Raw genomic sequence first — 23,766 nt, forward strand, 5'->3', positions numbered from 1 at the left:
CCCGTTTCGGATGCGGAAACGGGACGCGCGGATCAGCCCGAAGCGAGGTGGCGCATCTGCGCACCGACGGTGCGGGGCGTGAGGCCACTGGCCAGCACCATGTCGAGCAGCGCCTCGTGCTGGCCGGCGGAGACCGTCCCGTCGCTCTCCGGCCCGTCGCCGACCTGATGGAACACCAGGATCGCCCAGCGCTGCTCGTGCCGCGCCAGCTGGAGATAGTTGAACACGTCCAGCGGCTCCGCGTCATAGCCGATCGCCAGTGCCTGGAGCCGGTAGGGGTGCCGCGTCACCCAGCCCGACGGATTGGGCGGCCCCTCGCTGTTGCGGGCGCTGCGGATGCCGAGCCGTCGTAGCATCGCTTCGTATCGCGCCCGCTGCACATTGGGCGCGCCGGGGCCGAGATTGGTGACGTCGCACGGATAGGCGAAATCCCGCGCCCGCGCCGGCCCTGCCACGCTGTCCAGCCAGGCCTCGAGCGGGGCGAATTCGCGAGCGGCATAGTCGCGTGCGGAAAGCGGGCCGATGTTGCACGGATGGTGCATGGTATGCGCGCCCAGTTCATGCCCGCGCGCCGGCAGCTTCTCCCAGTCGCCGACGCGATCGACGATATTATCCCAGGTGACGTAGAAGGTGCCGCGCAGCCCCCGCCGCTCCAGCGCCGGGACCGCAACATCGAGGTGCGACGGCAGGCCGTCGTCATAGGTGAGGCTCACGGCACCGCCTGTGGCGGTTTCCGCATGTGCGGCGCGGGCGCCGAGGATCAGCGTCGCCAGCCCCGTCGCGAAGTGCCGCCTGTTCACCTGCATGTCGTCTCCCATCGGGCCCGGAACGCGGCCGCGCTGCCTGTGGCCGCGAAAGACGGGCCTGGCAACCGTCCCGCGGCGGCTTCGCATCAACCGCTCGCGCGCTAGGCAAAAAATTCCCACCCGGCAGAAACTGCCGCTCCGCCCCCTTCCTATAAGACTAAGCAACAAGGGGCATTCCGCGCCCCGTAGCTACTGCATGGGGCGGCTTTGGAAGCGATCAAGAATCTGGTGACGCAACTCGGCACCAAGCGGCTCGCGATGATGGGCGGTGTGGCGTTCGCCCTGCTGGCGGCGCTGACCTTCGTGGCGATGAGCAGCTCCAAGTCCAACATGGGCTATCTCTACACCGATCTCGATCCGGCCGCGGCCTCGACGATCACCGAGAAGCTGAAGGCGCAGAACGTGCCCTACACGCTCTCCGCCGACGGCACCGCGATCATGGCCCCCGAGGACAAGCTGGCCGAACTGCGCATGAGCATGGCCAGCGAGAAGCTGGGCGGCAAGATCGGCTATGAGGTGCTCGACGAGGAGCAGCCCTTCGGCGTTTCCGCCAGCCGCGCCAAGATGAACGAGACGCGCGCCATTGAAGGCGAGCTCTCCAAGTCGATCCAGACCATCCAGAGCGTCACCGCCGCCCGCGTCCATATCGTGATGCCCGAGCGCGCGATGTTTGCCAACGAAAGCCGCAAGGCGACCGCCGCCGTCACCATCAAGACCAAGGGCCATATCGGCTCCGAGCAGGTGGCGGCGATCCGCTACCTCGTTTCCTCCTCGGTGCCGGAGCTTTCGCCCGACGCCGTCTCGGTCGTCGACCAGACCGGCGCGCTGCTCGCGCGCGCGGGCGATCCGGACACCGCCGCCGCCGGCGACGCCGACGAGCGCCAGCAGACCGTCGAAGGCAAGCTGCGCGACGAGATCGAAGCGCTGCTCCAGCCGATCGTCGGCGAGGGCAAGGTCCGCGCCGAGGTCTCCGCCCAGATTGATCGCGACCAGACGCGCGAGGAATCGAACGTCTATGATCCGGACAAGCAGGTCGTCGCCCGCCAGGTGAGCGTCGAGACCGGCGACCAGAACAAGGAAAGCGACGCGGGGCCCCAGACCGCTTCGGTCGCGAACCAGCTGCCCGACGCCAAGGCCAATCCGGGCACCCCGGGCAGCTCGCGCCAATCGGCCAGCAACCAGACCTCGGAAGACACGACCTATTCGAACAGCTCGACCAAGACGGTCACGCTGCGCTCGCCGGGCAAGGTCACCCGCCTCACCGTCGCGGTGATGGTCGATGGCGGTCCGAAGGGCCTGCCCGCCGACCAGATCCAGCGTCTGCAGCGCCTGGTGGAGAATGCCGTGGGCATCGACACCCAGCGCGGTGACAGCGTGGTGGTGGAAAGCATGCCCTTCTCGGCAGTGCCGGTGGACGAGGGCAAGGAAAGCTTCCTCTCCAAGCTGCCGATGGACCGGATCTGGACCTTCCTGCAGCTCGCGCTGATCGCCGGCGTCGGCCTGCTCGCCCTGCGCATGCTGAAGCCCAAGGCCGACCCGCTGCCGATCGAGCCGGAAATGACCGCGCTCGAAGCCCAGAAGCAGGCCGAGGAACTGCGCGCGCTGACCGAACGGGCCGCCGATGGCGACCCGGACGCGCTGCAGCAGCTCGAGCATATGACGCCGAGCGAAACCGCGCTGCTCGATCAGGAAATCGCCCTCGCCCAGGTGGACGGGCGGATCAAGCTCTCCGCCCTGAAGCGGATCGGATCGGCCATCGCGGCCAGCCCGCCCGAGGCCGCCTCGGTGATCCGCCAGTGGATGAACGCATAGGATATTAGCAGATGACGATCGATCCCCACGACATCATCCCGTCCGACGGCTCCGAGCCCCGGCCCGCGCCCGCCCCCGATTTCGAGGATTTCGAACTGCCGGGCAGCACGCCCGATCCGCATGCCGTCAGCGCCGGCCTGGAAGCGGTGCACGACGTTCCGGTGAAGGTTCAGGCGGTGCTGGGCCGCGCGCGCATGCCGATCGGCGATCTGCTCGCGCTCTCCTCCGGCACCGTTCTCGAACTGGACCGCCGCGTCGGCGAGCCGGTCGACATCTTCGTCAACGATCGCCTGATCGCCCGCGGCGAAGTCGTGCTGATCGACAACGCGCTGGGCGTGACGCTCACCGAAATCGTGCGGCCCGACCGCTGATGGCAAATCCGATCCGCATGCTGCTCATCGGCGCCCCCGGCAGCGAGTTCCGTCTCGCCGCCGAACTGGCGCGGAGCGCCGGCGCCGAAGTGGCGATGGCCGACACCCCGGAGGACGGGCTGGTCGAGCTGCGCCAGGGCGGTGCCGATCTCGTGATGATCGACGTCGAGGCCGACATTGCCGGCTTCATGGCGAGCATCCATGCCGAACGCTTCACCATCGCCGTGCTGGCCTGCGGCATCGACGCCCCCGCCGAGCGTGCGGTGGCGGCGATCCGTGCCGGTGCGCGCGACTATGTGCCGCTCCCGCCGCAGCGCGAGTTGATCGCCGCGGCGATCGCCTCGGTGGTCGAGCGCAAGGCACCGGCCTGGATCGGCGGCCACCCCGCCCTCGCTCGCGCCCTGTCGCTCGCGGCCGGCGTCGCGCCCAGCGGCGCGCCCGTGCTGATCACCGGCGAAAAGGGCAGCGGCAAGGAAATGATGGCGCGCGCGGTGCACGACGCTTCCGGGCGCCCGCACCCCATGCTCGTCGCCGAATGCGCCGGGGTCGCACCGGACGTGCTCGAATCCGAACTGTTCGGCCATGAAGCCGGCGCCTTCCCCGGCGCCGTCGCCCGCCGCATCGGCCGGCTCGAAAAGGCCGGGCACGGCACGGTGCTGCTGCGCGAAGTCGGCATGCTGTCGCCGGCGCTGCAGGCCAAGCTGCACGACGTGCTGCAGAAGCAGCAGTTCCGCCGCCTTGCCGGCAGCGAACTGGTGCCGTTCCACGCTCGGCTGATCGCGACGTCGAGCCTGAACCTCGATGCGCTGGTCGAAAGCGGCACGTTCCGCGCCGATTTGCTGGTGCGGATGGGGCTGGTCCGTGTCGAGGTGCCGCCGCTGCGTGCCCGCGGCGAGGACATCCTCGCCCTCGCCCGCTATTTCGCCAAGCGCCACGCCGAAGTGGACGGCCTGCCCGCGCGTGCCTTCACCGACGAGGCATTGGCGCTGCTCCAGCGCTATGTCTGGCCGGGCAATATCCGCGAGCTGGACGAGACGGTGCACCGCGCGATCCTGCTGGGTCGCGGCGCCGCGATCATGCCGGGCGACCTGGTGCGCGCCGACGGCACGCCCCTGTCCGAGCTCAACGCCGAGACCAATCCGCTCGACATCAACAGCCTGGTCGGCCGGACGGTGGAGGAAGTCGAGCGCGAGCTGATCCTGCAGACGCTCGAGCGCTGCCACGGCAACCGCACCTCGGCGTCGAACATCCTCGGCATTTCGGTGCGGACGATGCGCAACAAGCTGCGCAGCTTCATCGAAGCCGGCATCGCCGTCTCGCCCGCGCCCTGACCTCTATTCCCGGTAGCAGCCCATGCCTCCCGTCGTCCTGAACTTCTTCCAGCGGATCGGCGCCAATCGCGACATGGCGCTCGCCGGCGGCGTGATCGCGATCATCGCGATGCTGATCCTGCCGATGCCCGGCTGGCTGCTCGACATGGGCCTCGCCCTGTCGATCACCCTCTCGGTGATGATCCTGATGACGGCGTTGTTCATCGAGAAGCCGCTGGAACTCAGCGCCTTCCCGACGATCCTGCTGATCGCGACGATGCTGCGGCTGGGCCTGAACCTCGCCTCTACCCGCCTCATCCTCGGCCATGGCCATGAAGGACCGGATGCCGCCGGCGGCGTGATTGGCGCCTTCGGCAAGTTCCTGATGGGCGGCGAGACGATCATCGGCCTCACCATCTTCATCATCCTGGTCGTCATCAACTTCGTCGTCATCACCAAGGGCGCCGGCCGCATCGCCGAAGTCGCCGCGCGGTTCAGCCTCGACTCGATGCCCGGCAAGCAGATGGCGATCGACGCCGATCTTTCCGCCGGCATGATCAACGAGGAACAGGCCAAGCAGCGCCGCGCCGACGTGGAGGCCGAAAGCGGCTTCTACGGCGCGATGGACGGTGCGTCCAAGTTCGTGAAGGGCGATGCGGTCGCCGGCCTGCTGATCACCGCGATCAACATCGTCGTCGGCCTGGGCATCGGCGTCATCTCGCACGGCGTGCCGATCGGCGAGGCTTTCCATACCTATACCGTGCTCACCGCCGGCGACGGGCTGGTCAGCCAGATCCCGGCACTGATCGTCTCCACCGCCGCGGGCCTGCTCGTCTCCAAGGGCGGCGTGGCCGGCAAGACCGGTTCGGCGCTGGGCGACCAGCTCGGCCGCTATCCCAAGGCGTTCGGCATGGTGTCGTTCCTGATGGGTGCGCTGGCGCTGATGCCGGGCCTGCCCTTCGTGCCGTTCGCCGCCTTCTCCGCCCTGTCGGGCTGGCTGGCCTGGGACATGTCGCGCCGCGCCACCGCCAAAGCGGCGCAGGAGCGGCTGAAGGCGGCCGCCGAAGCCGTTCAGGCGCAGACCGTCGAACAGCCGATTGCCGAGACTCTGGCCATCGACGCCGTGCGGATCGAGATCGGCTATGCCCTGCTGCCGATGATCAACGACGATACGCGCGAACCGCGGCTTGACGATCAGGTGCGCGCGCTGCGCCGCCAGATGGCGACGGAATATGGCTTTGTGCTGCCGTCGGTGCGGATCATCGACAATATGGGCCTGAAGCCCAACGAATATGTCATCTCGATCAAGGAAACCGAGGCGGCGCGCGGCGAGATTCGTCTGGAAAAGCTGCTGCTGATCAATCCGGGCGGCGGCCAGGTCGGCCTGCCGGGCGAGGAAACCAGGGAACCGGTGTTCGGTCTGCCCGCGCTGTGGATCGATCGCGAACTGCGCGACGAAGCCGGCTTCCGCGGCCTCACCGTGGTCGACTGCGGTACGATCATCGCGACGCACCTGACCGAACTGGTGAAAGACAATATCTCCGATCTGCTCTCCTACACCGAGACGCAGAAGCTGCTGACCGAAGTCCACAAGGAATCGGAAAAGCTGGTGGCGGACATCATCCCGTCCAAGGTGTCGGTATCGAGCGTGCAGCGCATCCTGCAGAACCTGCTGGCCGAAGGCATCTCGATCCGCGACGTGCCGACGATCCTGGAAGGCATCGCGGAATCGGCGCCGCTCACCAGCAACCTGACGACGATCACCGAGCATGTCCGCAGCCGCCTGGCGCGCCAGATCAGCGCGCAGCAGGTGCGCGGCGAGGCCATCCCGGTCGTCACGCTCTCGGCGGACTGGGACCAGGCCTTTGCCGACAGCATCCTCGGCGCAGGCGACGATCGCCAGCTGGCGATGGCGCCTTCCGCGCTGCAGCAGTTCATCGGTGCCGTGCGCGAAACCTATGACCGGCTGGCGCAGGACGGCGAGATCCCCTGCCTGCTCACCAGCCCATCGATCCGGCCGTTCGTCCGCTCGATCATCGAGCGTGTCCGCCCGGCAACGGTGGTCCTTTCGCAGAACGAGATCCATGCCCGCGCCCGCATCCGCGCGCTCGGGGTAATTGGCTGATCTTCCACGATCGTTTCGGCGATCATCCTATAATGGTTTGGAACGGCCACTTTTCGGCCGTGGGCACGAGGCGACTGCATGAATGTCACGACTATCGGCTTCCCCTTCGCCGCTCCCGCACCGCAAGGAGGCGCGGCGGATGCCGGAACCGGCGCCGGCTTTGCCGGGCTGCTCGGCACGGTGGCCGGTGACGGGGCCGCAGGGCAACCGACCTTCGGCATGCCCGGCGCGCCGATGCTCGGCATGCCGCAGATCGGTGCCCAGACCAACGCGCCCTTGCTCCCCAGCGCACTCGACCCGGCTACCGCACTGCCCGGTGACAAACCCCAGGTGGCGATGGCCCAATTGCTGGCCACGGCGGCACCGAGCGCGGTCACGCCTCCGGTGGCCACCGGAGGCAATCCGCTCGCCGATGCTATCGCCAAGGCACTTGCCAACGCCCAGGGTACCGGGACGGACGCCGCGACGACCGGCGACACGCCGGCGGTGCCTGCCGAAACCGGCGCGACCCCGGCCAAGGCAGCCGCCACGCCGTCCCAGCCCGGCCCCACGGAGCCGGGGCAGGGCTCCGCCGAGACCAAGCCGGGCACCACGGACCTTCCGATCGCAGCAACTGATGCAGCACTCCCCACGGCACCCGCTGCTCCGGCAGCGCCGCAACCTGCGGTAGCGGGAAAGCCGGTCGCCAAGCCGGCTCGGACGGAAGCGAGTGACGATGCGGGGCTGGATCCTGCGGGCGCGCCCCTCCCCGCGCCGCAACAGGCCAATGTGGCTCTCGCGGTGCAGCCGGTCGCGGTACCCGTTGCCCAACCGCAGCCCGTCGCGCAGCCCGCGGCGCAGCAGCCGGCCGCGCAGGGCAAGACCAGCGGCGTGCAGGCGCCGCGCTCCGGCAAGATCGACACCGTTGCGGCGAACGACACCGCGCCCGCGCAGAGCACGCACGACAAGATTGCGGATCTGGCACAGGCGATCGGCCCGCACGGACAGAGCGGCGGCGACGCCAGCGCGCAGGGCGACAGCAAGCAGCAGGCATTCGGGCAGCAGCTCGCCTCGGTGGATGCCCGCCAGGCGGGCGCCGCTGCGATGGCGGGCACCGCCCCCTTCAATGCGATGCCAGCGACGACGGCATCGCCAGCGTCCGAACCCGTGCTGCACGCCCGCCCGGGCGAGCTGGGCCGGAACCTCGGCGTCGAAATTGCCCGCAAGGTGGATGCGGGCGAGGACACGCTGCGCGTGCGGCTGAATCCCGCCGAGCTCGGCCGCGTCGAAGTGACGCTTGCCTTCGACGACAAGGGCCGGGTGCAGGCAACCATGCGCGCGGAGAGCGAGCACGCGCTGAATCTGCTCCGCCAGGACGCGCCGGACCTTGGCCGCGCGCTCGACCAGGCCGGCATTCGCAACGACGCCGCCAGCTTCCGCTTCGAAAGTCGCGACGGCGGATCGGGCGGCAGCGGGAACGGCCAGTCCGCCTTCCAGCAGCAGTCGCGCGGCGGCAACCAGCAATTCCAAGACGAACCCGAAATCCAGACTGCCGCCTATCGCTCCGTCCGGAGCGATGGCCAGGTCGACCTCATCGCCTAACGCTCAGGAGTAGCGCATGACTCTCGTCTCTTCCGCCACTAGCCAGTCCGCAGCGCAAAGCGCCTCGGATGCGGCGACGTCCAAGCTGACCGGCGACTATACGCTGTTCCTGAAACTGCTGACCACCCAGATGCAGAACCAGGATCCGATGAACCCGATGGACAGCGCGCAATATACGCAGCAGCTGATCCAGTACTCGCAGGTCGAACAGTCGATCTCGCAGACCAAGACGCTCAACTCGATCCTGTCGGGCCTGAACATGACCTCGCTGACCACGAGCTCGTCGATGATCGGCCAGCCGGTGCAGCTCAACTCTGACAAGGCGGGCCTCAGCGCAACGACTCCCGCGCAGTGGGAGTGGAACTCGACCAACGCGATCAGTCAGCTCACCGCCACCGTCACCGACTCGAAGGGCGTGACGGTCGAGACGTTCAACGTCCCCGTGTCCGGCAAGTCAGGCCAGTTCAGCTGGGACGGCTCCACCACCAAGGGTCAGAAGTACACCGACGGCCTGTATCAGCTGACGCTGACCGGCAAGACCGATGCCGGCGCCAAGATCGCCACGACCGCAACTGCCGTCGGCAAGGTCACCGATGTGCAGATGCTCAATGGAACGCCCGTCGTTTCGGTAAACGGCGCACAGTACCCCACCAGCATGATCTTGCGGATTCAGAAGTAACTATTTCGGGTTAGACTGATGCCTATGTAGTCCGGCTTAAGTAAAAATCCTGGATCTGATTGGAGCCGGATTCGTTTCTCTCCCGACCAAATTTGCGATATAAAAGGAACAGAAGCAGCGAGGACGTTCCGATCCCCTCACGATCCTAGCGCTTCGAAATTTGCCGAGCCCCCCGCTCGGCATAGCGGCAGGCCAGTTCCCCCCAACTGGCCTGCCGCTCGCATTTCCGGGCCATGCGGTTGCATCGCCGGATCATCGCGGGATGCCCCTGCCCCTTCGCATCCGGCGTCCTCAGCCCCGCGCATCGCCGCTGCGTGACCTTGGGGCGCTTCCTTCCGCCGGACGCGATAGGTTGCATCCCATCGCTCCGAAGCGGGTGCAACGGCGCCAGCGCTCTCAATCTCGATAGGTAAGATGGCGGGTACGGGCCCAAGCCGGAGGCTACGCAGCCTGCGCGGGCAGCACGAAACCCGTTAGCGCGAAAATCTTAGTGGACCCGCGCCTCGGCACGGCGGGTGAGTTCGCGCGCATGGGCGGATACGATGCACAGCTCGGCATAGAGCCGATCCCAGAAGGGTGCCGCGATCTCCAGCGCAGCGCTGCTTTCCTGGGCGAGGACGAGCGCCGCAGAGGGGTCCAGCTCAAGCTTGAAGCGGGTGGAGAACATGCCGTCGACATGCTCGTCCGGCAGCCCCTGGGGCACCGACAGGCGCGCCGACATGATGTAGCCGGCCAGCACCTCCACGCCATACCCGTCGAGCAGGATCCGCGGGCGGGCCGAGAGGTCGGGACGTTCCAGCACGATCAGTGCACCCGAGGGATGCTCCTCGACGCTGACGCGGAGCCGGCCACCAAAGGCATCGGTAATTTCACGAATCCGCGGAAACAAGGCCGATCTCCCAATTTCTCATCATTATAGAATTGGAAACCATATGTCCCCGCCGCGTGCAGACAAAAAAGAGGGCCGGGATGGCGAACCATCCCGGCCCCCGCAAGCCTTCGGCCCCCAGGGTTGGGCCTTGGGCTATTAGCGGAACAGCGACGTGATCGTCTGCGGCGCCTGGTTGGCGATCGACAGAGCCTGCACGCCCAGCTGCTGCTTGACCTGCGCGGCCTGCAGACGAGCCGATTCCTTCGCCAGATCGGCGTCGACGAGGTTGCCGATACCGGCTTCCACCACGTCCGACAGCTTGCTGGTGAACTGCAGCTGACCGTCGAGCTGGCGCGAAGCCGCACCGAGGTTGCTCAGCGTGGTCTTCACCTTGTCCGAGAAGGTGCCGAGCGCGGTCTGCAGCGTGTCGGCGGCACCAGCGTTAGCGAGGGCGATCGCGGCGCCCTTGGTACCAGCAGCCGTCGCGAAGTCGGTGTCGGTAGCCTGGTTCGCAACGTTGATCGTGTCGCTGGCCGAAGTCGACTTGGTCGACATCAGCGCGCTGACGCTACCAACGGTCGTGCTGGCGGCCGGAGCCTTGAGGAGGTTGACGCCGTTGAACTCGGACGAATCGATGATCGAGTTCACCTGAGTCTTGAGCGAGGTCAGATCCTTCGCGACCGAGTCACGGCTGGTCTGGTCGAGACCAGCGTCCTGCGCTTCCTTGGTCTTCGAGGACATCTGGTTGACCAGATCCTGGATCTGCTCGGCACCAGCAACGGCCACGTCGGTGGTGCTCTTCGCGCGGTTGAGCGAGGAGGTAACCGCCTTCATGGTGCCCACGTCGCCGCGGAGCTTCGAAGCGATGGTGTAACGAGCCGAGTCGTCCTTGGTCGAGCTGACTTCCAGGCCGGTGTTGATGCGGCTCTGGGTGGTCGCCAGTTCCTTGTTGGTCGCATTCAGGCTCTGGAGAGCAGCCATTGCGCCGACGTTGGTGTTAACCGAAAATGCCATGTTGAATTCCTTCTTGGATGAAGCGCCGCTTTCTGCGGCCTGGACCGAAACCGCCGGTCCGGCGACGAGCAACGTACCCGCTGCTCACACCTCTCTTTTGGGAAGGAAATCGGACACACCAAAGTTCGTGCGAAGATTTTTCGTGGTTATTCCGTTTTTAATCAATTAGATAGGAAAGTATTGCCTAGCGAGCGACAAAAGCGGCAAATATTGCCTAGCAGGGCGAAAGAACATGTTGCGCGCGGCCCCGCCCCGTACACGGCGTGTCACGTCATCGTTATCCCTCCTGCTCCGCAAGCAGGACGTCTTCCGGTAGCGGTCGGGCAAAAAGAAACCCCGGCTTTCGCCGGGGCTATGAAGATCTGGCCATCGCACTGGCGCAGGCAGAGGGCCTCGCGCGCTTTGCGGAGTGCGGATATGTTTACTGCGCCAGCCCCGCCACGATGGGCAACACCGGTGCAAAGATCGTCGGCAGCCCGTTATGGACGTAAAGCCACTTGGCATAATCCATCAGGATGTCGGCCCGGTAGGCCGTCACGTCGTTGCCGAAGGTGAAGAGGATATAGTCCGCCGATAGCCGCTCGACGAGCGTATTGCTCTCGGCGGGGTCCATGCACTGGATCTCGAAGTGGAGGACGGCAGGGCGGCAATCATGGTCGAGCACGTCGTCGATGATCGCCTTGTCCATGCCCTCGGCGTCGATCACCAAAATTTCCGGCTCGCGCCCATCGGCCAGCACCTTGAGTTCGTCGAAACCGGTCACCGGCACCGTCACCCGCTCGATGCACGTCTGGATTCGGCGCGTCGTCTCGGGATCGATGGTCAGACCCCCGATCGCATTCTTGTCGTCATAGACGGAGGAGATGCCGAGCACCCAATGGGGCAGCCCTGCCGCCGTTACCTTATCCGGATTGATCGCGTTCAGGACCAGCGGCTGCCCGTCCACGCTATAGGCACGCTGCACGGGTGTCGCGTTGCGGTTGTTGGCATAGGATTGTTCCAGCCGGCGAAACATGTGCGGATTGGGCTCGAGCAGCAGCGCCGGCGGATCATAGTTGACCATCGCGGATCGGAGCGGATCGACAAGGATGCCGTCGGCGGCACCGATCTGCCACACCATCCGGTCGCGATCCCGCTCCAGCAGCCACTGGGCGACCTTGTCGAACTGGAAGGCCGGACGATCGCCGGCATCGACGGACAGCTCCGGGCTGAGAAACTGCGCAGCCTCGACCGCCATCGTCCGCGCATCGGCAATGACCTTCAGGACGACCTGGTGCGAGTCGGACCAGGGCTCCTCGAAGCTCTCCAGAATACCCGCTGCATCGACCAGGTCGCCCTTGGCCAGAAGCTGGAGCGCTTTTACCTTCTTCTGCTCCGGCGGAAGCCACGCCCCGCCCCACACATGAATGCCGAACGTGTTGGCAAGGTCTTTCCTGCGGATCGCGGAGAAGGGTTCGTCATAGAGATAGGGGTAGAAGCACTCCACCGGCAGCCGCCGATGGCGATGATTGGCGAGATGCTGCCCGAACAGCCACGGCCCCGTCGTCACGTTCGGCCGCGTCTCGTCCGGTTCGGCGGCGAGGATATGGTCGATCAGGTCACGGAAGATCGGATGGCCGGCCGGCGCCCCGATAAACCCGATCGAGCAATATTCGGTCGCCTCGGTTTCATTGCAGACGGTGAGCTCCGCGCACAGTTCTTCGGGGACGAAGTGGTTGTACGGCAGGATGTCGCAATCGAGATAGATGCCGCCATGCGTATACAGGATCTCGTACCGCGCAAGGTCCGCCCGCGAGACATGGCTGGTAAAACGATCGAGCGCCGGCTTGGACAGGGCAAATTGATCGAGGTCGCGATCGGTCCAGGTGATGAACTCGCCATCCGGATACTGGCGCTGCCATGCCTGCCAATAGGCTTCATAGGCTGCGGGGATCGGCCGGGTTCCGAACCAGATCCTGTGAAACTTGGTGGCCATGATCGTGACGCTACCTGCAAGCGGAAAAGGAGAAGGTTCGCCGACGGCTCAGGCCGCGGAGGCCAGCGGGTCGGAACCTGCCGCCGCGCCCAGCGCGTGGCGATGGATATGATCGTAGATGTGGCGCGTGCTGCCCCAGAGCTGATCGGCATAGACCGGGTCGGGGCCGTCATATTTCACGCCGGTGAAATGCTCCGGAATGAAATAGTGGCTCGGGTAGATCCGCAGCCCGTGATATTGATATTTGCGATAGGCATCGGTCAGACGCTGCGGGCCGACGGTTTCCCAGGCCATGCGATCGACCACGGTCGGCTCGTTGAAGATGTCCATGATGATCTGCCCGACGAACGGATTCCGCGGCACCGAACCGAAATAGCCGGCGGCGATCAGACCGGGGCGCGCAATCTCGCTTTCCCAGCAGGCGAACGCCTCGCAATCGAGCAGATGGTCGTCCAGCGGGCGGACGCATACGCTGTCGGCGTCGACGACGACACCGCCATGCTCGTACACGATTTCCCAGCGCATCATGTCCGCGACGCCGTTGAGCTCGCGCTCGGACATTTCGCTCATGTGGCGGCCGTTGATCCAGCCGCGCTCCTGCAGCGATTCATTGCCCCAGACGGTGATCTCCCAATCGGGATTGCGCGCCCGCCAGGTGCCGATGCAATTGTCGGGTCGCTTGGTTTCATCGCCGACCCAGATGAAATGCAGCGTCTTGGGTATCATGGCAGCAGTCCTTTGATCCGGTGGGCCTTGGCCGCACGCGGTGCGCCGCCCACTCCCTTGCCCAAGCGCCGGCGCTGCGGGCTGCCGGACACAAGGCATGTCCCTCGACTTTATAGAGGATCGGCGCTGCCCCCATCGGGGCAGATAAGGCCTTTATTTACCCTATCCGCCGGGAGCCCTGCGTGGCCCACCGAAAACGAAAGGAGAAGCAGGTCGCCCCGCCTCCCCTTGCAAACATTCGCCGTGCGTCGCGCGATCAGAACGGAAAGAGCGCATCGTAGATCTGCTGGCCCCAGCGCGCCTGCTGCGCGTCGGTCAGCTGGCCCCGGCCGCCATAGATGACGCGCGCTTCGGCGATCTGGCTGTGCTGGATCGAATTGTCGCGGGCGATGTCCTCGGGCCGGATGATGCCGGTGACGATCAGCTCGCGCATCTCGAAATTCACTCGCACTTCCTGGCGGCCGCGGATCATCAGATTGCCGTTGGGCAGCACCTGGGTGACGATGGCTGCCATCGTCATTGTGATCGTTTCCGATCGGTTGGTGGTGCCGCCGCCGGTATATTTGGAACCCGAGCTGGTATCGACCAGCTTGGAGGGGTCGCTGCCGGTCAGCTTCTTGATCGGGGTCTGCAGGCCCAGCAGGCCGGCGATGCCACTCGTCTCCGTGCCGCCGCGGGTGCGCGAGGTATTGTTGCCGATATCCGCCTTGTCCGCGATGGCGATCCTGATCGTCAGGATATCGCCTACCTTGCCCGCCCGCTGGTCACGGAAGAACGCCCCCGCGCCCGTGCGGAACAGCGACGCGCTCGGCGCATTCGCCGGCTGTTCGGGACGCGCGCGGTTCGAGCGATCCAGCGGCGCGGCGAGCGAGGGCTCGACATCCGGGGCATCGACCGGCTCCATCGTCGTCAGCTTCGGCGCCTTGCCCACCGTCTTCAGCCGGCCGACCGCACCGCAGCCCGACAGCGTGGCGCCCAGCGCCAGCGCGAGAATGATCTTACGCATGTACCCTAGTTCCTCAGGGAGTGGAGATCCGCACCGTGCCGGTGCCGTCGACGATGCCGTCGAGCGTACGATTGGTAGCCGTGACGACGATCCGCACAGGATCGCCCTGGGCACCGCCGCCCAGTGCACGACCGGCGGCGGTGATGACCATCGGACCGGAGACGATCTTGGCGGTCACCGGCTCGCCGCGCTTCACCAGCTGCGGCTTCATCACATCGCCGCGGCGGAGGAGCGTTCCGGGCATGAGCGCACGCGACGCATCCATGCCCACCACCTCTTCCGGGCGGAGCGCGCCGCGCGCGCTCGCCTCGGGACGGGTTTCGATCGAGAGGTCGCCCATCTCGATCCGCGTGCCGCGCGCGACCGCCTGCTGGACCACCGCCACCGGCACGTCCTGGGCAGGCGCCCCCGCGAGCAGCAAGAGGCCCAGCAGCATCGACATCAGCGCAGCTGGCTGGTCGTCGCCAGCATTTCGTCGGCGGTCTTTACGACGCGGCTGTTCATCTCATAGGCGCGCTGCGCGGTGATCAGCGCCGTGATTTCCGAGACCGGATTGACGTTCGAGGCTTCGATGAAGCCCTGGGTCAGCGTGCCGATACCGGTATCGCCCGGCGAGCCGACCGTGGGCTGGCCCGACGCAGCGGTTTCGAGGAAGAGGTTGCCGCCCTTCGCTTCCAGGCCGCTTTCGTTCATGAAGGTGGCGAGCTGGAGCTGGCCCAGCTGCTGCGGCTGGGTATTGCCGGCCACGGTGACTTCGACGAGACCGGTCTTGGAGACGCTGACGTCGAGCGCGCCCTGCGGGATGGTGATGCCCGGCTGCACCGGATAGCCGTCCTGCGTGACCAGCTCGCCCTGGTCGGAGATCTGGAACGAACCGTCGCGGGTGTACGAGGTGGTGCCGTCGGGCATCGTCACCTGGAAATAGCCCTTGCCCTGGATCGCCATGTCATAGGGATTGCTGGTCTGGGTCATCACCCCCTGCTCGTTGATGCGATAGACGCCGCCGGTCTTCACGCCCGAGCCGATCTGGATGCCGGCGGGTACCTTGGTGTCGCCGCCGGTGGCCGAACCGGGACGCGAGACCTGCTGGTACAGCAGATCCTGGAACTCGGCGCGCTGCCGCTTGAAGGCGGTGGTGTTCATGTTGGCGATATTGTTCGAGATCACGTCGACATTGGTCTGCTGGGCCAGCATGCCGGTCGCGGCGATGGAAAGCGTACGCATGGGTTCTATTCCTTGGTGAGAATCAGCCGACGCGGCCAAGCTTGTCGATGGCGCTCTTGCGCAGCTCGGACATCGTGTTGGAGAGGTTCTGACTGGTCTGGTAGGCGCGCAGGATCTGGATCATGTCCGTCGTCTCGGTAATCGCGTTGACGTTCGATCCCTCGACGCCGCCGCTCACCAGCTTGGTCTCGCTCGCCGGCAATTCACGGCCTCCGGTGCCGGTGAACATGTCGTTGCCGCGCGGATCGACCACCGCCTCGTTACCGAACACCGTCACGGCGATACGACCCAGCGGGCCGTTCTCGCCCATCACGGTACCGTCCGCCTGGACGTTGACCTTGCCCGCCTCTTCCGCGGGAATCTTGATCGGCTTGCCGCCCTCGCCGAGGATGACCTGCCCGCCAGAGGTGGCGAGCTCGCCGCTCTCCAGCACCTTCACATAGCCCGCGCGCGTATAGGCGGTGGTGCCGTCGCCGGCCTGCACCGCCAGATAGCCGGGTCCGTCGATCATCACGTCGAGCGGATTGCCGGTCGGCTGGAACGCGCCGTTCGAGGCATCGTGCACCGCGCCGTAATCGAGCACGAACGACGTCTGCTTGGCGGGTTTCACCGCGCTGTCGGTCTGTTCCACATATTCACGGAACACCGGCTGTTCGCGCTTGAATCCCACCGTATTCATGTTGGCGAGGTTGTTCGCCACCACGTCCATCCGGCGCTTGAGCGCCTGCTCCTGGCTGAGGAGCACATAAGAAGAGATGTCCACCGGACCGTCCTTCGAAAAATGGTCACTAGGCAGAAATTGCCGGGTGACGCTTCTATAATAGAGGGAAATCGGACGTGCGGACGCCGCGGCCGATAAATCGGAAGGTCCAGGGTTATTATGTCGGCCGAGATCGTCGAGGATAAGAGCGCGCAGGAGGCCCCGGCGCCCAACAAGAAGAAGAAGCTGATCATCATCGGCGCCGCCACGGCTGCGGCGCTGACGCTCGGCGGTGGCGGTGCCGCCTTCTTCATGGGCGGCAAGAGCGCCAAGACCGAGGCGCACGCCGAGGAAGCTGCGGCCGACGAGGGCCATGGCGAAGGCGCGGCCAAGGAAGGCGAAGGCGGCAAGGAAGGCGAAGGCAAGGGCAAGTTCGTCGATGTGCCCACTGTCTCCGTGAACCTCCGCTCGCCGGACGGATCGCCGCGCTTCCTGAAGCTGCACCTGATGCTGGTGCCCGGCCCGAAGACGACCGACACGGCGCTCAAGGACAAGCTGCCGGTGGTGCTCGATGCCTATCAGCCCTTCCTGCGCGAGCTCCGTCCCGAGGACCTGGGCGGCTCGGCGGCCGTGTTCCGGCTGAAGGAAGAGCTGATGGTGCGCGCCACCCGCGTGCTCGGCCCGGGCATGGTCAAGGAAGTTCTCATTCAGGACCTGATCCAGCAATGATCGACCTAGACGATTTCGACCTTCCCGATCCGCCCGCCGCTCCGTTCGGCGACGATATGGGGAATTTCGGCCAGGCGGACATCGACGCGCTGTTCGGCGGCAGCGAACCGGTTCTGAAGAAGAAGGGCCTGCGCGCCGTTCTGGAATCGAAGGTCATCAGCCACGAACGGCTGCCGATGCTGGAAGTGGTGTGCGACCGCGTGGTCCGCAGCTTCGCCAGCTCGATGCGCAACATGACCTCGGACGCGATCGACGTGAGCCTGGAGGAAGTCACCTCGGCCCGCTTCGGCGAATTCATGAACCGCGTGCTGCTGCCGGCGATGGTAGGCGTGTTCAAGGTCAGCGAATGGGAAAGCTATGGCCTGATCACGGTCGAATCCGGGCTGATCTATTCGGTGGTCGACGCACTGCTCGGCGGCCGCGGCAGCAACACGCCCACGGTGATCGACGGGCGCGCCTTCACCCCGATCGAAACCTCGCTGGTCGCCCGCGTGCTGGAAACGGCGCTGCGCGATTTCGCCGACGCGTTCGAGCCGATCGAGCCGGTGAACATGAAGCTGGAACGCATCGAGACCAACCCGCGCTTCGCCGCCATCGCCGCCACTTCGAACATCTGCGCCATCGCCACCTTCCGCGTCGACATGGACGGTCGTGGCGGCTGCATCACCATGGTGTTCCCCTATGCCACGCTGGAGCCGGTGCGCCACAAGCTGCTCCAGCGCTTCATGGGCGAGAAGAGCGGCCGCGACAGCATCTGGGAGGCGCACATGGCCTCCGAAATCCGCAAGACCAATGTGACCGTCAACGTGCTGCTCGGCGAGAAGGCGCTGCCGCTCTCCGACCTGGAAGAGTTGCAGGTCGGCCAGACCATCGCGTTCGACAAGAGTCCCGACGACGCGCTCGACATGGCCTGCGGCGAGATCAAGCTCGCCCAGGCCCAGATCGGCCAGCGCAGCGGCCGCGTCGCCGTGCGCCTGGTCAACGACGTTTCCCGCACGAGGAAGAAGTAACATGAGTATCGCGCTTTTCGCCAATGTGCTGACGATCATCCTGTGCGTCGCGGTGCTCGTGCAGAGCATGCGCATGATGCGCAGCCTGCGCGCCGTGAAGGAAGGCGCCCTTACCGATGTGGTGAAGGCACTGGACAACGCCACCGTGCAGGCCCGCTCCGTCCTTTCGGACATGAAGCAGACGCTGGGCACCGATTGCGCCCGCCACGCCCGGCTTGTCGAGCAGGCACGCGATCTGCGGGACGAGCTGTCGGACATGATCGGCATCGCCGACAGCGCCTGCGAACGGATCGTCTCGGCCGTCAGCCTCGCCAACGCGCTGCGCGTGGCCGGTGAGGAAGCGGCCGCCCAGGAAGGAGAAACCGACGTCGTGGCCGACGAAACCCCCACCACGCGCGAGGCAGCGTAATGGCCCGCCCTTCCCTGCTGCTGCTGATGGCCGCGGCGTCTGCCATCGCGGCGGTCGCCAATGCCGCCAGCATCGCCACCGGCGATCAGGACGGCACCAGCAAGACGCGGCTCGGCAACTCGATCGAACGCGACCTGAGCGCGCGCGACCAGGACGCGGCGAAGCGCCAGCGCGCGCTGGACCTGCGCGAACAGGCTGCCAAGGCTGCGGAACAGCGCCTGGCGGCAAGCGTGGAAGCGCAGCAGAAGGACGCAGCCACGGGTGCGCCGGGCGCCCCGGGTGCCCCCTCGCCCGCCGAAGCCCAGTTCGACGAACTCGCCCGCATCTATCAGGCAATGAAGCCGGCCAAGGCTGCGGCGGTGTTCGAGCAGCTCGACATGGAAGTGCAGATGAAGGTGGCGCAGCGCATGCGCCCTGCCTCCACGGCAGCGATCCTGGCGTCGATGTCGCCCAAGGGCGCGGCCTCGCTCAGCATGGCCCTGGCGCGCAAGAGCGCGGCGAAGCCGGTCGCGGCGCCGGCGGCGGCCGCCATGGCCGGCCCGCCGGGCGCCGCCCGCAGGCCGGGTTGAAACTCCATCCATTCAACCTCGTCATCCCGGCTCTGGCCGGGATGACGGTGTAGGGGATCGGGGATCGGGCGGGCTGGCGGATTGGCCTGCCCCAAGGGCTTAGCGCTGGGACGCGCCCACTTCGACGATCAACACGCGCTGCAGATCCGGCGCGGCAATCTTGAGCGCCGCGGTCAGCGTCTTGTCGAGATCGGCGACATTCACCGCGCGCAGGGCAGAAGCGTCGAGTCGCGCGAATTCCACGCCGCCGGCAATCGCTGCCATGCGCAGGTTCGGCATCGCCGCGGTCAGCTTCTCGGCGGTCGCTGCGTCGTGCACCTCCAGCACCAGCCTGAAGCTCAGCGTGCCCGCGACGCGATCCGAGTCGATGATCGGCACCGCGACCGGCTCCATCTTGATCAGATGCGGCGCATCGCCTTCGCCACCGCCGCCAGAGGCGAGCGCACGCCCAGCCGGCAGTGGCGAAACCGCCGCGGCCACCAATCCGAGCATCGCCAGCGTCTGCTTGCCGCGCACCAATTTTCTCCTGTTTGCGCTTGGTTCGGGCCGCCGCTGCGGCCGCGCACGTCCTATAAATAAGGGACAAGCACTTAACGGATTACAAATGAGCCACGATCAACGCCCCGCCCGGATGCGCGTCGTCGCCGATGCGGCGGCCAGCCGCGGCAACGCCGTCGACACCAGCGACGCACAGCAGGCCCAGGCCGGCGCGCCAGGCGCTGCCGCGCCCAAGGGCCTGCCGATCGTGCCTGCGCTCATCTTCATCATCGCCTGCGCCATCGGCGGCGCGGTGGTGACCTATCTTATGGCGGGAGCCCATTGATGCGTCGTCTGCTGATCGTCGCACTGCTGTCCAGTACCGCCGCCGCGCCCCCCAGCGATCCCGCGCACGCGCCGGCGGCGCACGAAGCACCGGCTGCCGCCGCCGCAGAATCCGCTCCCGCCCCTGCCCCGACAGCGGGCGCAGGCCGCCCGGTACTGCCGCCGTTCGCCGCGGTGCTGGCCCAGATGCCGAACATCACGGACAGCCGCGCCTGGCCGGAGCTGACCGAGGAAGCCGCGTGGGACGAGATCGTCCACGCCAAGCCCGAAACCCGCCAGCTCGCGCGCTGGCGCTATGCCGGCTCGCTGATCCGCCGCGGCATGGGCGCCGAGGCGCTGGGCGTGCTCGAGACGATGGAAGCGGACGATGCCGATCTGGCACTCGTGGCGCCCTTCCAGCTGGCCAGCGGCGCTGCGCTGGTGATGATCGGCCATTATCGCGACGCCGTCGAAGCGCTGTCGCTGCCCGAACTGGAAGGCAATTCGGAAGCCTGTGCCTGGCGCGTCCGTGCGCTGGCCGGCACCGGCGACGGGCAGGCTGCCGCGCGCCAGATCAACTGCGCCGTCCCATCGATCAACGGCCGCTCGCCCGAAGAGCGCAAACCCTTCACGCTCGCCGCCGCGCGCGGTGCGATCGCCGTGGGCCAGGGCCAGTCCGCGCTTGCCTGGCTGAAGCTCTTCGGCGACCAGAATGCAGAAGCCAATCTGCTGCGCGGCAAGGCGCTGCTGGCATCGGGCGATCCCGCCGCCGGGCTGTTCCGCCTCTCCCGCGCCGAGCTGAGTGGCTCGCCGATCGTGCAGGCCGAGGCCAGACTCGCGCATATCGAGGGCGACCTGAAGCTGCATCGCGTGGACCCGGCCGAAGGCGTCAAGCAGCTGGAGGCCTTCCGCTATGGCTGGCGCGGCGACGAGATCGAGGCCGGCGCGCTCCGGCTCGAATATCAACTGGCGCTCGAGACGAACAATCACCGTGCCGCCCTGCGCAGCGCCGCCACCCTGTTCCGCTTCTATCGCCCGGACGGCGATGCCGCGCCGATGCTGAAGCAGATCCAGGCATGGCTTGGCGAGATGCTCGCGCCGGACAGCGGCACGCCGCTGCCCGAGGCGGCGGGCCTCTATTGGGACTATAAGGAACTGGCACCCGCGGGCGCAGAAGGCGACGCGCTCGCGCTGCGCCTGGCGGACCGGCTGGAAGCCGCCGGCCTGTATCCGCGCGCGGCCGAGCTGCTCCAGTATCAGCTGATGCAGCGCCGGCAGGACGTGGCCCAGGGCCCGCTGTCCGTGAAGGTCGCGACCCTGTTCATCCTCTCCGGCGATCCGGTGAAGGCGCTCGACACGATCAACGCCACCGAACAGGCCAGCTATTCGGATGCGATGCGCTTCGATCGCAAGCGGATCCAGGCCGTGGCGCTGTACAAGCTCGGTCGCGAGGCAGCCGCGATGGCCGCGCTGGACGGCGTGCCCGGCGGGAGCGGCGTGCGCAGCGAGATACACTGGCGCACGCGCAACTGGGGTTCGTTCATCACCGAGAACGAAGCCACCCTGCCCCCGCCCGGCGCGATGACCCCGCCGAACCAGGCGATCGTGTTGCGCCAGGCGGTGGCGCTGGCGATGCTGAACCAGGAAGGCAAGCTCCAGGCGCTGCGCGCCCGCTATGGTGCGGCGTTCAAGGCGCTGCCCAGCGCGCAGGCGTTCGATCTGCTCACCCAGCCGGCGCCCACCGTCGATCCCGCGCGGATCAGCGCGGCGATGGCGGCGATCCCCGAGGCGAGCCCGACGGGCGCGATCGGGGATCTGCTGGACGCGACGACTACAAGCTGAAGCGCAGCGTCGCGCGCAGGTCACGGCCTGCGAGCGGCGCATAATCCTTCAGATAGCTGCTCGCACGGCGCGCCTCGACGTCGAACAGGTTGTTGGCGGACAGCGTGAGCGTCGTACCCGGCATGGTCGGGAACGGCTTCAGGCTCAGCGTGGCATTGACCATGGTGTAGGGTGCCGTCCGCGTCTCGAACGCGGCGGTGCGATTTTGCACGAAGACATGCTCCGCCTCCAGCCGCCCGGTGATCCGGTCCGACTGCGCCTCGACACCGCCCAGCACGCGCGGCGCCGGGATGCGCGGCGCAGGGCCCTCGTCGACGATGTTGGCGTGCACATAGTCGCCCAGCGCATCGACGTTGATCGTGTAGCTGCCCAGCTGCGCCAGCCGCACCGACCCCTCGGCCTCGAAGCCGTAATAGCGCGCGTCGCGCTGGGTGAACTGGAAGCACGGCAGATCGACGGTGCGCCCGCTCGGCGCCGCAGCGGCCTCGCATATGCCCTGCTGGGTCTGGTTGTCGCTGATATAGTTGGAGAACCAGTTGTAATAAGCCGAGGCATCCAGGCTGTAGCCGTCGCCATGCGCGTGGACCGTCGCTTCCAGGCCCCAGCTCTTCTCCAGCCGGAAATTGGGGTTGCCGAGCTCATACGCCTCGGTACCGGCATGGGCGCCGTTGGCGAACAGTTCCTCGGCCGAGGGCGCGCGCTCGGTATGCGAGAGGTTCAGGCCGATCCGCACATCGCGGCTGACGCCATAGGACGCGCCGACCGAACCCGACAGCGCTTCGAAGCTGCGCTTGCCGCTGAAGAAGCGTGTATCATCGAGAACCGGGTTGGCGGAAAGGTCGGTAAATTCATAGCGCAGGCCGGCCTCCGCCTTGAGCGCCCCCATATCGAGCTGCTGGAGCGTGAACAGGCCGACCTGCTGGGTCTTGTTCTTCGGCAGGAATGCCTCGTCGCCCTTCACGTCGAAGTCGCGGGCGAAATATTGCACGCCGCTCGCGCCCTTCCAGGCGCCGTGATCGGCCTGGACCAGTTCCAGACGACCCTCGAGGCCCTTGTTGTAGAAGGCGGTGCCGATCGCGCCGTCTTCCTCCAGTTCGAAGTGGCGATAGGCGGCATAGCCCGCACGCAGCCGCACCTTCTGCAGGATGCCGCCGCCGGTATCCGCCTCGGCGCGCAGATCGAGCCGGTTCTGGACGACGCTCAGTCGTGGCGCCTCCTGCTCCTGGCCCGGCTGCGTGGCGAAGCGGATCGGCACGCCGTACAGGCTGTCATAGTGGCTGTAGGCGATGCCCAGCGTGCCGGTATCCGTGATGATCGCCGCGCCCGCACCCGCCGTCCACGTCTTGGCGGCGCTGTTCGGGAGACGGTTCTTCACCGCGGCGTTGGCGGCGAAGTCGATCGGGTCGGCGGCGTTCGGATCGGCCGGCAGCGCCGCGCTCGCCAGTGCCTGGCGGCGCTTGTCCCCCGTCAGCGCATAGCCGCCGATCTTGAGGTCGTCGGACTTGGAATAGGAACCATCGGCATGCAGCACGAGATGGCTGCCCACCGCCACATCGCCGGCACCGCCGATGGAACGTTCCTCTGCGGCGGAACCATAGGTGGCGATGCTGCTGAGGCGATAGCCCTTCTCCGGCACGGTGCGGGGAATGCGGCTGTCGATCACATTGACCACGCCGCCCATTGCCGAGGATCCGAACAGCAGCGCCGACGGACCGCGCAGCACTTCCACGCGCTCGGCGAGCAGCGGATCGATGATCACCGCATGGTCGGCCGAGGTGTTCGACACGTCGATCGAACCGATCCCGTCGGTGAGGACCCGCACACGCTCCCCCTGGAAGCCACGCAGGATCGGTCGCGAGGCGTTGGGTCCGAAGGAGCTGGCGGAAACACCCGGCTGACGGGCCAGCGTCTCACCGATCGTCGGGCGCAGATTGCGGGTCAGTTCCTCGCCGGTCACCACCGAGGTGCCGGAGAGCACATCGGTCTCGCTTTGCCGGTAGGGCGCGGAGACGATGATCTCCGGGCCCTGCTGCGCTGGCGCGGCGGCCTTGGCCTGCGGCTCCCCTTCGGAGGTCGGCGGCGTCGCAGGCAGCGGATCGGCCAGCGCGGACAACGGCAGCAACGCGAGCGAGGAGGAGGCAAGAAGGACGCGACGCGACATCAGGTTCCGCTTTCTGAAAGGAGAGTGAAGCGGGGATGTATCGGG

Annotated in this window: 23 protein-coding genes; 12 read left to right on the forward strand and 11 right to left on the reverse strand. The window is 66.7% G+C overall.

Features of this window, described 5'->3' with window-relative positions:
- Positions 1 to 32: 32 nt before the first annotated feature.
- Positions 33 to 806 carry a polysaccharide deacetylase family protein gene (locus A7X12_RS24430; RefSeq protein WP_064314017.1) on the reverse strand — a complete coding sequence of 258 codons (774 nt, stop codon included), beginning with the start codon at positions 804 to 806 and terminating at the stop codon, positions 33 to 35.
- A gap of 207 nt (positions 807 to 1,013) precedes the next feature.
- On the opposite strand from A7X12_RS24430, the gene fliF reads away from it, so the two are divergent.
- The 6 genes from fliF (at position 1,014) to A7X12_RS24460 (ending at position 8,684) form a co-directional block, all read left to right on the forward strand.
- Positions 1,014 to 2,618: a flagellar basal-body MS-ring/collar protein FliF gene (fliF, locus tag A7X12_RS24435; protein WP_064314018.1), complete on the forward strand. Its 1,605-nt coding sequence runs from the start codon at positions 1,014 to 1,016 to the stop codon at positions 2,616 to 2,618.
- A gap of 11 nt (positions 2,619 to 2,629) precedes the next feature.
- On the forward strand, positions 2,630 to 2,989 hold the full coding sequence (fliN, locus tag A7X12_RS24440) for a flagellar motor switch protein FliN (protein ID WP_064314019.1): 360 nt from the start codon (positions 2,630 to 2,632) through the stop codon (positions 2,987 to 2,989).
- Positions 2,989 to 4,320 (forward strand): sigma-54-dependent transcriptional regulator, encoded by a 1,332-nt coding sequence (locus A7X12_RS24445; RefSeq protein ID WP_064314020.1) that lies wholly within the window; start codon positions 2,989 to 2,991, stop codon positions 4,318 to 4,320. The genes fliN and A7X12_RS24445 overlap by 1 nt, the downstream gene beginning before the upstream one ends.
- A 22-nt stretch (positions 4,321 to 4,342) precedes the next feature.
- The gene (flhA, locus tag A7X12_RS24450) at positions 4,343 to 6,424 is read left to right on the forward strand and encodes a flagellar biosynthesis protein FlhA (protein WP_064314021.1); all 2,082 of its coding nucleotides are present in this window, start codon (positions 4,343 to 4,345) and stop codon (positions 6,422 to 6,424) included.
- A gap of 78 nt (positions 6,425 to 6,502) precedes the next feature.
- Positions 6,503 to 8,005 (forward strand): flagellar hook-length control protein FliK, encoded by a 1,503-nt coding sequence (locus tag A7X12_RS24455; protein ID WP_064314022.1) that lies wholly within the window; start codon positions 6,503 to 6,505, stop codon positions 8,003 to 8,005.
- Positions 8,006 to 8,021: 16 nt separating this feature from the next.
- Positions 8,022 to 8,684 carry a flagellar hook assembly protein FlgD gene (locus tag A7X12_RS24460; protein WP_064314023.1) on the forward strand — a complete coding sequence of 221 codons (663 nt, stop codon included), beginning with the start codon at positions 8,022 to 8,024 and terminating at the stop codon, positions 8,682 to 8,684.
- A 487-nt stretch (positions 8,685 to 9,171) separates the two neighbouring features.
- Here the strand turns inward: A7X12_RS24460 and A7X12_RS24465 are convergent, their stop codons facing one another.
- The 8 genes from A7X12_RS24465 to A7X12_RS24500 form a co-directional block, all read right to left on the reverse strand.
- A complete protein-coding gene (locus tag A7X12_RS24465; protein ID WP_064314024.1) occupies positions 9,172 to 9,573 on the reverse strand; it encodes a hypothetical protein in 402 nt (133 codons plus the stop codon).
- A gap of 138 nt (positions 9,574 to 9,711) precedes the next feature.
- Entirely contained in the window at positions 9,712 to 10,569 is an 858-nt protein-coding gene (locus tag A7X12_RS24470) for a flagellin (RefSeq protein ID WP_064314136.1), read from the reverse strand.
- A gap of 421 nt (positions 10,570 to 10,990) precedes the next feature.
- Complete coding sequence (locus A7X12_RS24475; protein ID WP_064314025.1) at positions 10,991 to 12,544, reverse strand: glycosyltransferase; 1,554 nt, start codon at positions 12,542 to 12,544, stop codon at positions 10,991 to 10,993.
- Between the two features lie 48 nt (positions 12,545 to 12,592).
- The gene (locus tag A7X12_RS24480) at positions 12,593 to 13,270 is read right to left on the reverse strand and encodes a glycosyltransferase family 32 protein (protein ID WP_064314026.1); all 678 of its coding nucleotides are present in this window, start codon (positions 13,268 to 13,270) and stop codon (positions 12,593 to 12,595) included.
- A gap of 256 nt (positions 13,271 to 13,526) precedes the next feature.
- Positions 13,527 to 14,276 (reverse strand): flagellar basal body L-ring protein FlgH, encoded by a 750-nt coding sequence (flgH, locus tag A7X12_RS24485; protein ID WP_064314027.1) that lies wholly within the window; start codon positions 14,274 to 14,276, stop codon positions 13,527 to 13,529.
- A 13-nt stretch (positions 14,277 to 14,289) separates the two neighbouring features.
- Positions 14,290 to 14,718, reverse strand: a complete 429-nt coding sequence (gene flgA, locus A7X12_RS24490) for a flagellar basal body P-ring formation chaperone FlgA (protein ID WP_064314028.1) — start codon at positions 14,716 to 14,718, stop codon at positions 14,290 to 14,292.
- Positions 14,718 to 15,500 (reverse strand): flagellar basal-body rod protein FlgG, encoded by a 783-nt coding sequence (flgG, locus tag A7X12_RS24495; protein WP_064314029.1) that lies wholly within the window; start codon positions 15,498 to 15,500, stop codon positions 14,718 to 14,720. The genes flgA and flgG overlap by 1 nt, the downstream gene beginning before the upstream one ends.
- A gap of 22 nt (positions 15,501 to 15,522) precedes the next feature.
- On the reverse strand, positions 15,523 to 16,263 hold the full coding sequence (locus A7X12_RS24500; RefSeq protein WP_064314030.1) for a flagellar hook-basal body complex protein: 741 nt from the start codon (positions 16,261 to 16,263) through the stop codon (positions 15,523 to 15,525).
- A gap of 117 nt (positions 16,264 to 16,380) precedes the next feature.
- Between A7X12_RS24500 and A7X12_RS24505 the strand changes: the two genes are divergently transcribed.
- The 4 genes from A7X12_RS24505 to A7X12_RS24520 are packed head-to-tail and all read left to right on the forward strand — an operon-like array spanning position 16,381 to position 18,917.
- The gene (locus A7X12_RS24505) at positions 16,381 to 16,929 is read left to right on the forward strand and encodes a flagellar basal body-associated FliL family protein (protein WP_064314031.1); all 549 of its coding nucleotides are present in this window, start codon (positions 16,381 to 16,383) and stop codon (positions 16,927 to 16,929) included.
- The gene (fliM, locus tag A7X12_RS24510) at positions 16,926 to 17,939 is read left to right on the forward strand and encodes a flagellar motor switch protein FliM (protein WP_064314032.1); all 1,014 of its coding nucleotides are present in this window, start codon (positions 16,926 to 16,928) and stop codon (positions 17,937 to 17,939) included. The genes A7X12_RS24505 and fliM overlap by 4 nt, the downstream gene beginning before the upstream one ends.
- A gap of 1 nt (position 17,940) precedes the next feature.
- Positions 17,941 to 18,348, forward strand: coding sequence for a DUF6468 domain-containing protein (locus A7X12_RS24515; RefSeq protein ID WP_064314033.1), 408 nt, complete (start codon positions 17,941 to 17,943; stop codon positions 18,346 to 18,348).
- The gene (locus A7X12_RS24520) at positions 18,348 to 18,917 is read left to right on the forward strand and encodes a MotE family protein (RefSeq protein WP_064314034.1); all 570 of its coding nucleotides are present in this window, start codon (positions 18,348 to 18,350) and stop codon (positions 18,915 to 18,917) included. The genes A7X12_RS24515 and A7X12_RS24520 overlap by 1 nt, the downstream gene beginning before the upstream one ends.
- Before the next feature lie 99 nt (positions 18,918 to 19,016).
- Here A7X12_RS24520 and A7X12_RS24525 read toward each other — a convergent pair whose 3' ends face one another.
- Positions 19,017 to 19,433, reverse strand: a complete 417-nt coding sequence (locus A7X12_RS24525) for a hypothetical protein (RefSeq protein ID WP_084446086.1) — start codon at positions 19,431 to 19,433, stop codon at positions 19,017 to 19,019.
- 88 nt (positions 19,434 to 19,521) lie between these two features.
- On the opposite strand from A7X12_RS24525, the gene A7X12_RS24530 reads away from it, so the two are divergent.
- Entirely contained in the window at positions 19,522 to 19,740 is a 219-nt protein-coding gene (locus A7X12_RS24530; RefSeq protein ID WP_232318677.1) for a hypothetical protein, read from the forward strand.
- The gene (locus A7X12_RS24535; protein WP_064314036.1) at positions 19,740 to 21,560 is read left to right on the forward strand and encodes a hypothetical protein; all 1,821 of its coding nucleotides are present in this window, start codon (positions 19,740 to 19,742) and stop codon (positions 21,558 to 21,560) included. Before A7X12_RS24530 ends, A7X12_RS24535 begins: the two co-directional genes overlap by 1 nt.
- Here the strand turns inward: A7X12_RS24535 and A7X12_RS24540 are convergent.
- Complete coding sequence (locus A7X12_RS24540; protein WP_084446089.1) at positions 21,550 to 23,721, reverse strand: TonB-dependent receptor; 2,172 nt, start codon at positions 23,719 to 23,721, stop codon at positions 21,550 to 21,552. The genes A7X12_RS24535 and A7X12_RS24540 overlap by 11 nt on opposite strands.
- Positions 23,722 to 23,766 lie beyond the last annotated feature (45 nt).

Source organism: Sphingomonas sp. TDK1, assembly GCF_001650735.1.
Classification (GTDB): domain Bacteria; phylum Pseudomonadota; class Alphaproteobacteria; order Sphingomonadales; family Sphingomonadaceae; genus Sphingomonas.

Excerpts from the sequence above, each read along its gene's own strand:
- A7X12_RS24430 (WP_064314017.1), bottom strand. The coding sequence starts at position 806 with ATGCAGGTGAACAGGCGGCACTTCGCGACGGGGCTGGCGACGCTGATC.
- fliN (WP_064314019.1), top strand. The coding sequence starts at position 2,630 with ATGACGATCGATCCCCACGACATCATCCCGTCCGACGGCTCCGAGCCC.
- A7X12_RS24445 (WP_064314020.1), top strand. The coding sequence starts at position 2,989 with ATGGCAAATCCGATCCGCATGCTGCTCATCGGCGCCCCCGGCAGCGAG.
- flhA (WP_064314021.1), top strand. The coding sequence starts at position 4,343 with ATGCCTCCCGTCGTCCTGAACTTCTTCCAGCGGATCGGCGCCAATCGC.
- A7X12_RS24455 (WP_064314022.1), top strand. The coding sequence starts at position 6,503 with ATGAATGTCACGACTATCGGCTTCCCCTTCGCCGCTCCCGCACCGCAA.
- A7X12_RS24460 (WP_064314023.1), top strand. The coding sequence starts at position 8,022 with ATGACTCTCGTCTCTTCCGCCACTAGCCAGTCCGCAGCGCAAAGCGCC.
- A7X12_RS24470 (WP_064314136.1), bottom strand. The coding sequence starts at position 10,569 with ATGGCATTTTCGGTTAACACCAACGTCGGCGCAATGGCTGCTCTCCAG.
- A7X12_RS24475 (WP_064314025.1), bottom strand. The coding sequence starts at position 12,544 with ATGGCCACCAAGTTTCACAGGATCTGGTTCGGAACCCGGCCGATCCCC.
- A7X12_RS24480 (WP_064314026.1), bottom strand. The coding sequence starts at position 13,270 with ATGATACCCAAGACGCTGCATTTCATCTGGGTCGGCGATGAAACCAAG.
- flgH (WP_064314027.1), bottom strand. The coding sequence starts at position 14,276 with ATGCGTAAGATCATTCTCGCGCTGGCGCTGGGCGCCACGCTGTCGGGC.
- flgA (WP_064314028.1), bottom strand. The coding sequence starts at position 14,718 with ATGTCGATGCTGCTGGGCCTCTTGCTGCTCGCGGGGGCGCCTGCCCAG.
- flgG (WP_064314029.1), bottom strand. The coding sequence starts at position 15,500 with ATGCGTACGCTTTCCATCGCCGCGACCGGCATGCTGGCCCAGCAGACC.
- A7X12_RS24505 (WP_064314031.1), top strand. The coding sequence starts at position 16,381 with ATGTCGGCCGAGATCGTCGAGGATAAGAGCGCGCAGGAGGCCCCGGCG.
- fliM (WP_064314032.1), top strand. The coding sequence starts at position 16,926 with ATGATCGACCTAGACGATTTCGACCTTCCCGATCCGCCCGCCGCTCCG.
- A7X12_RS24515 (WP_064314033.1), top strand. The coding sequence starts at position 17,941 with ATGAGTATCGCGCTTTTCGCCAATGTGCTGACGATCATCCTGTGCGTC.
- A7X12_RS24520 (WP_064314034.1), top strand. The coding sequence starts at position 18,348 with ATGGCCCGCCCTTCCCTGCTGCTGCTGATGGCCGCGGCGTCTGCCATC.
- A7X12_RS24530 (WP_232318677.1), top strand. The coding sequence starts at position 19,522 with ATGAGCCACGATCAACGCCCCGCCCGGATGCGCGTCGTCGCCGATGCG.
- A7X12_RS24535 (WP_064314036.1), top strand. The coding sequence starts at position 19,740 with ATGCGTCGTCTGCTGATCGTCGCACTGCTGTCCAGTACCGCCGCCGCG.
- A7X12_RS24540 (WP_084446089.1), bottom strand. The coding sequence starts at position 23,721 with ATGTCGCGTCGCGTCCTTCTTGCCTCCTCCTCGCTCGCGTTGCTGCCG.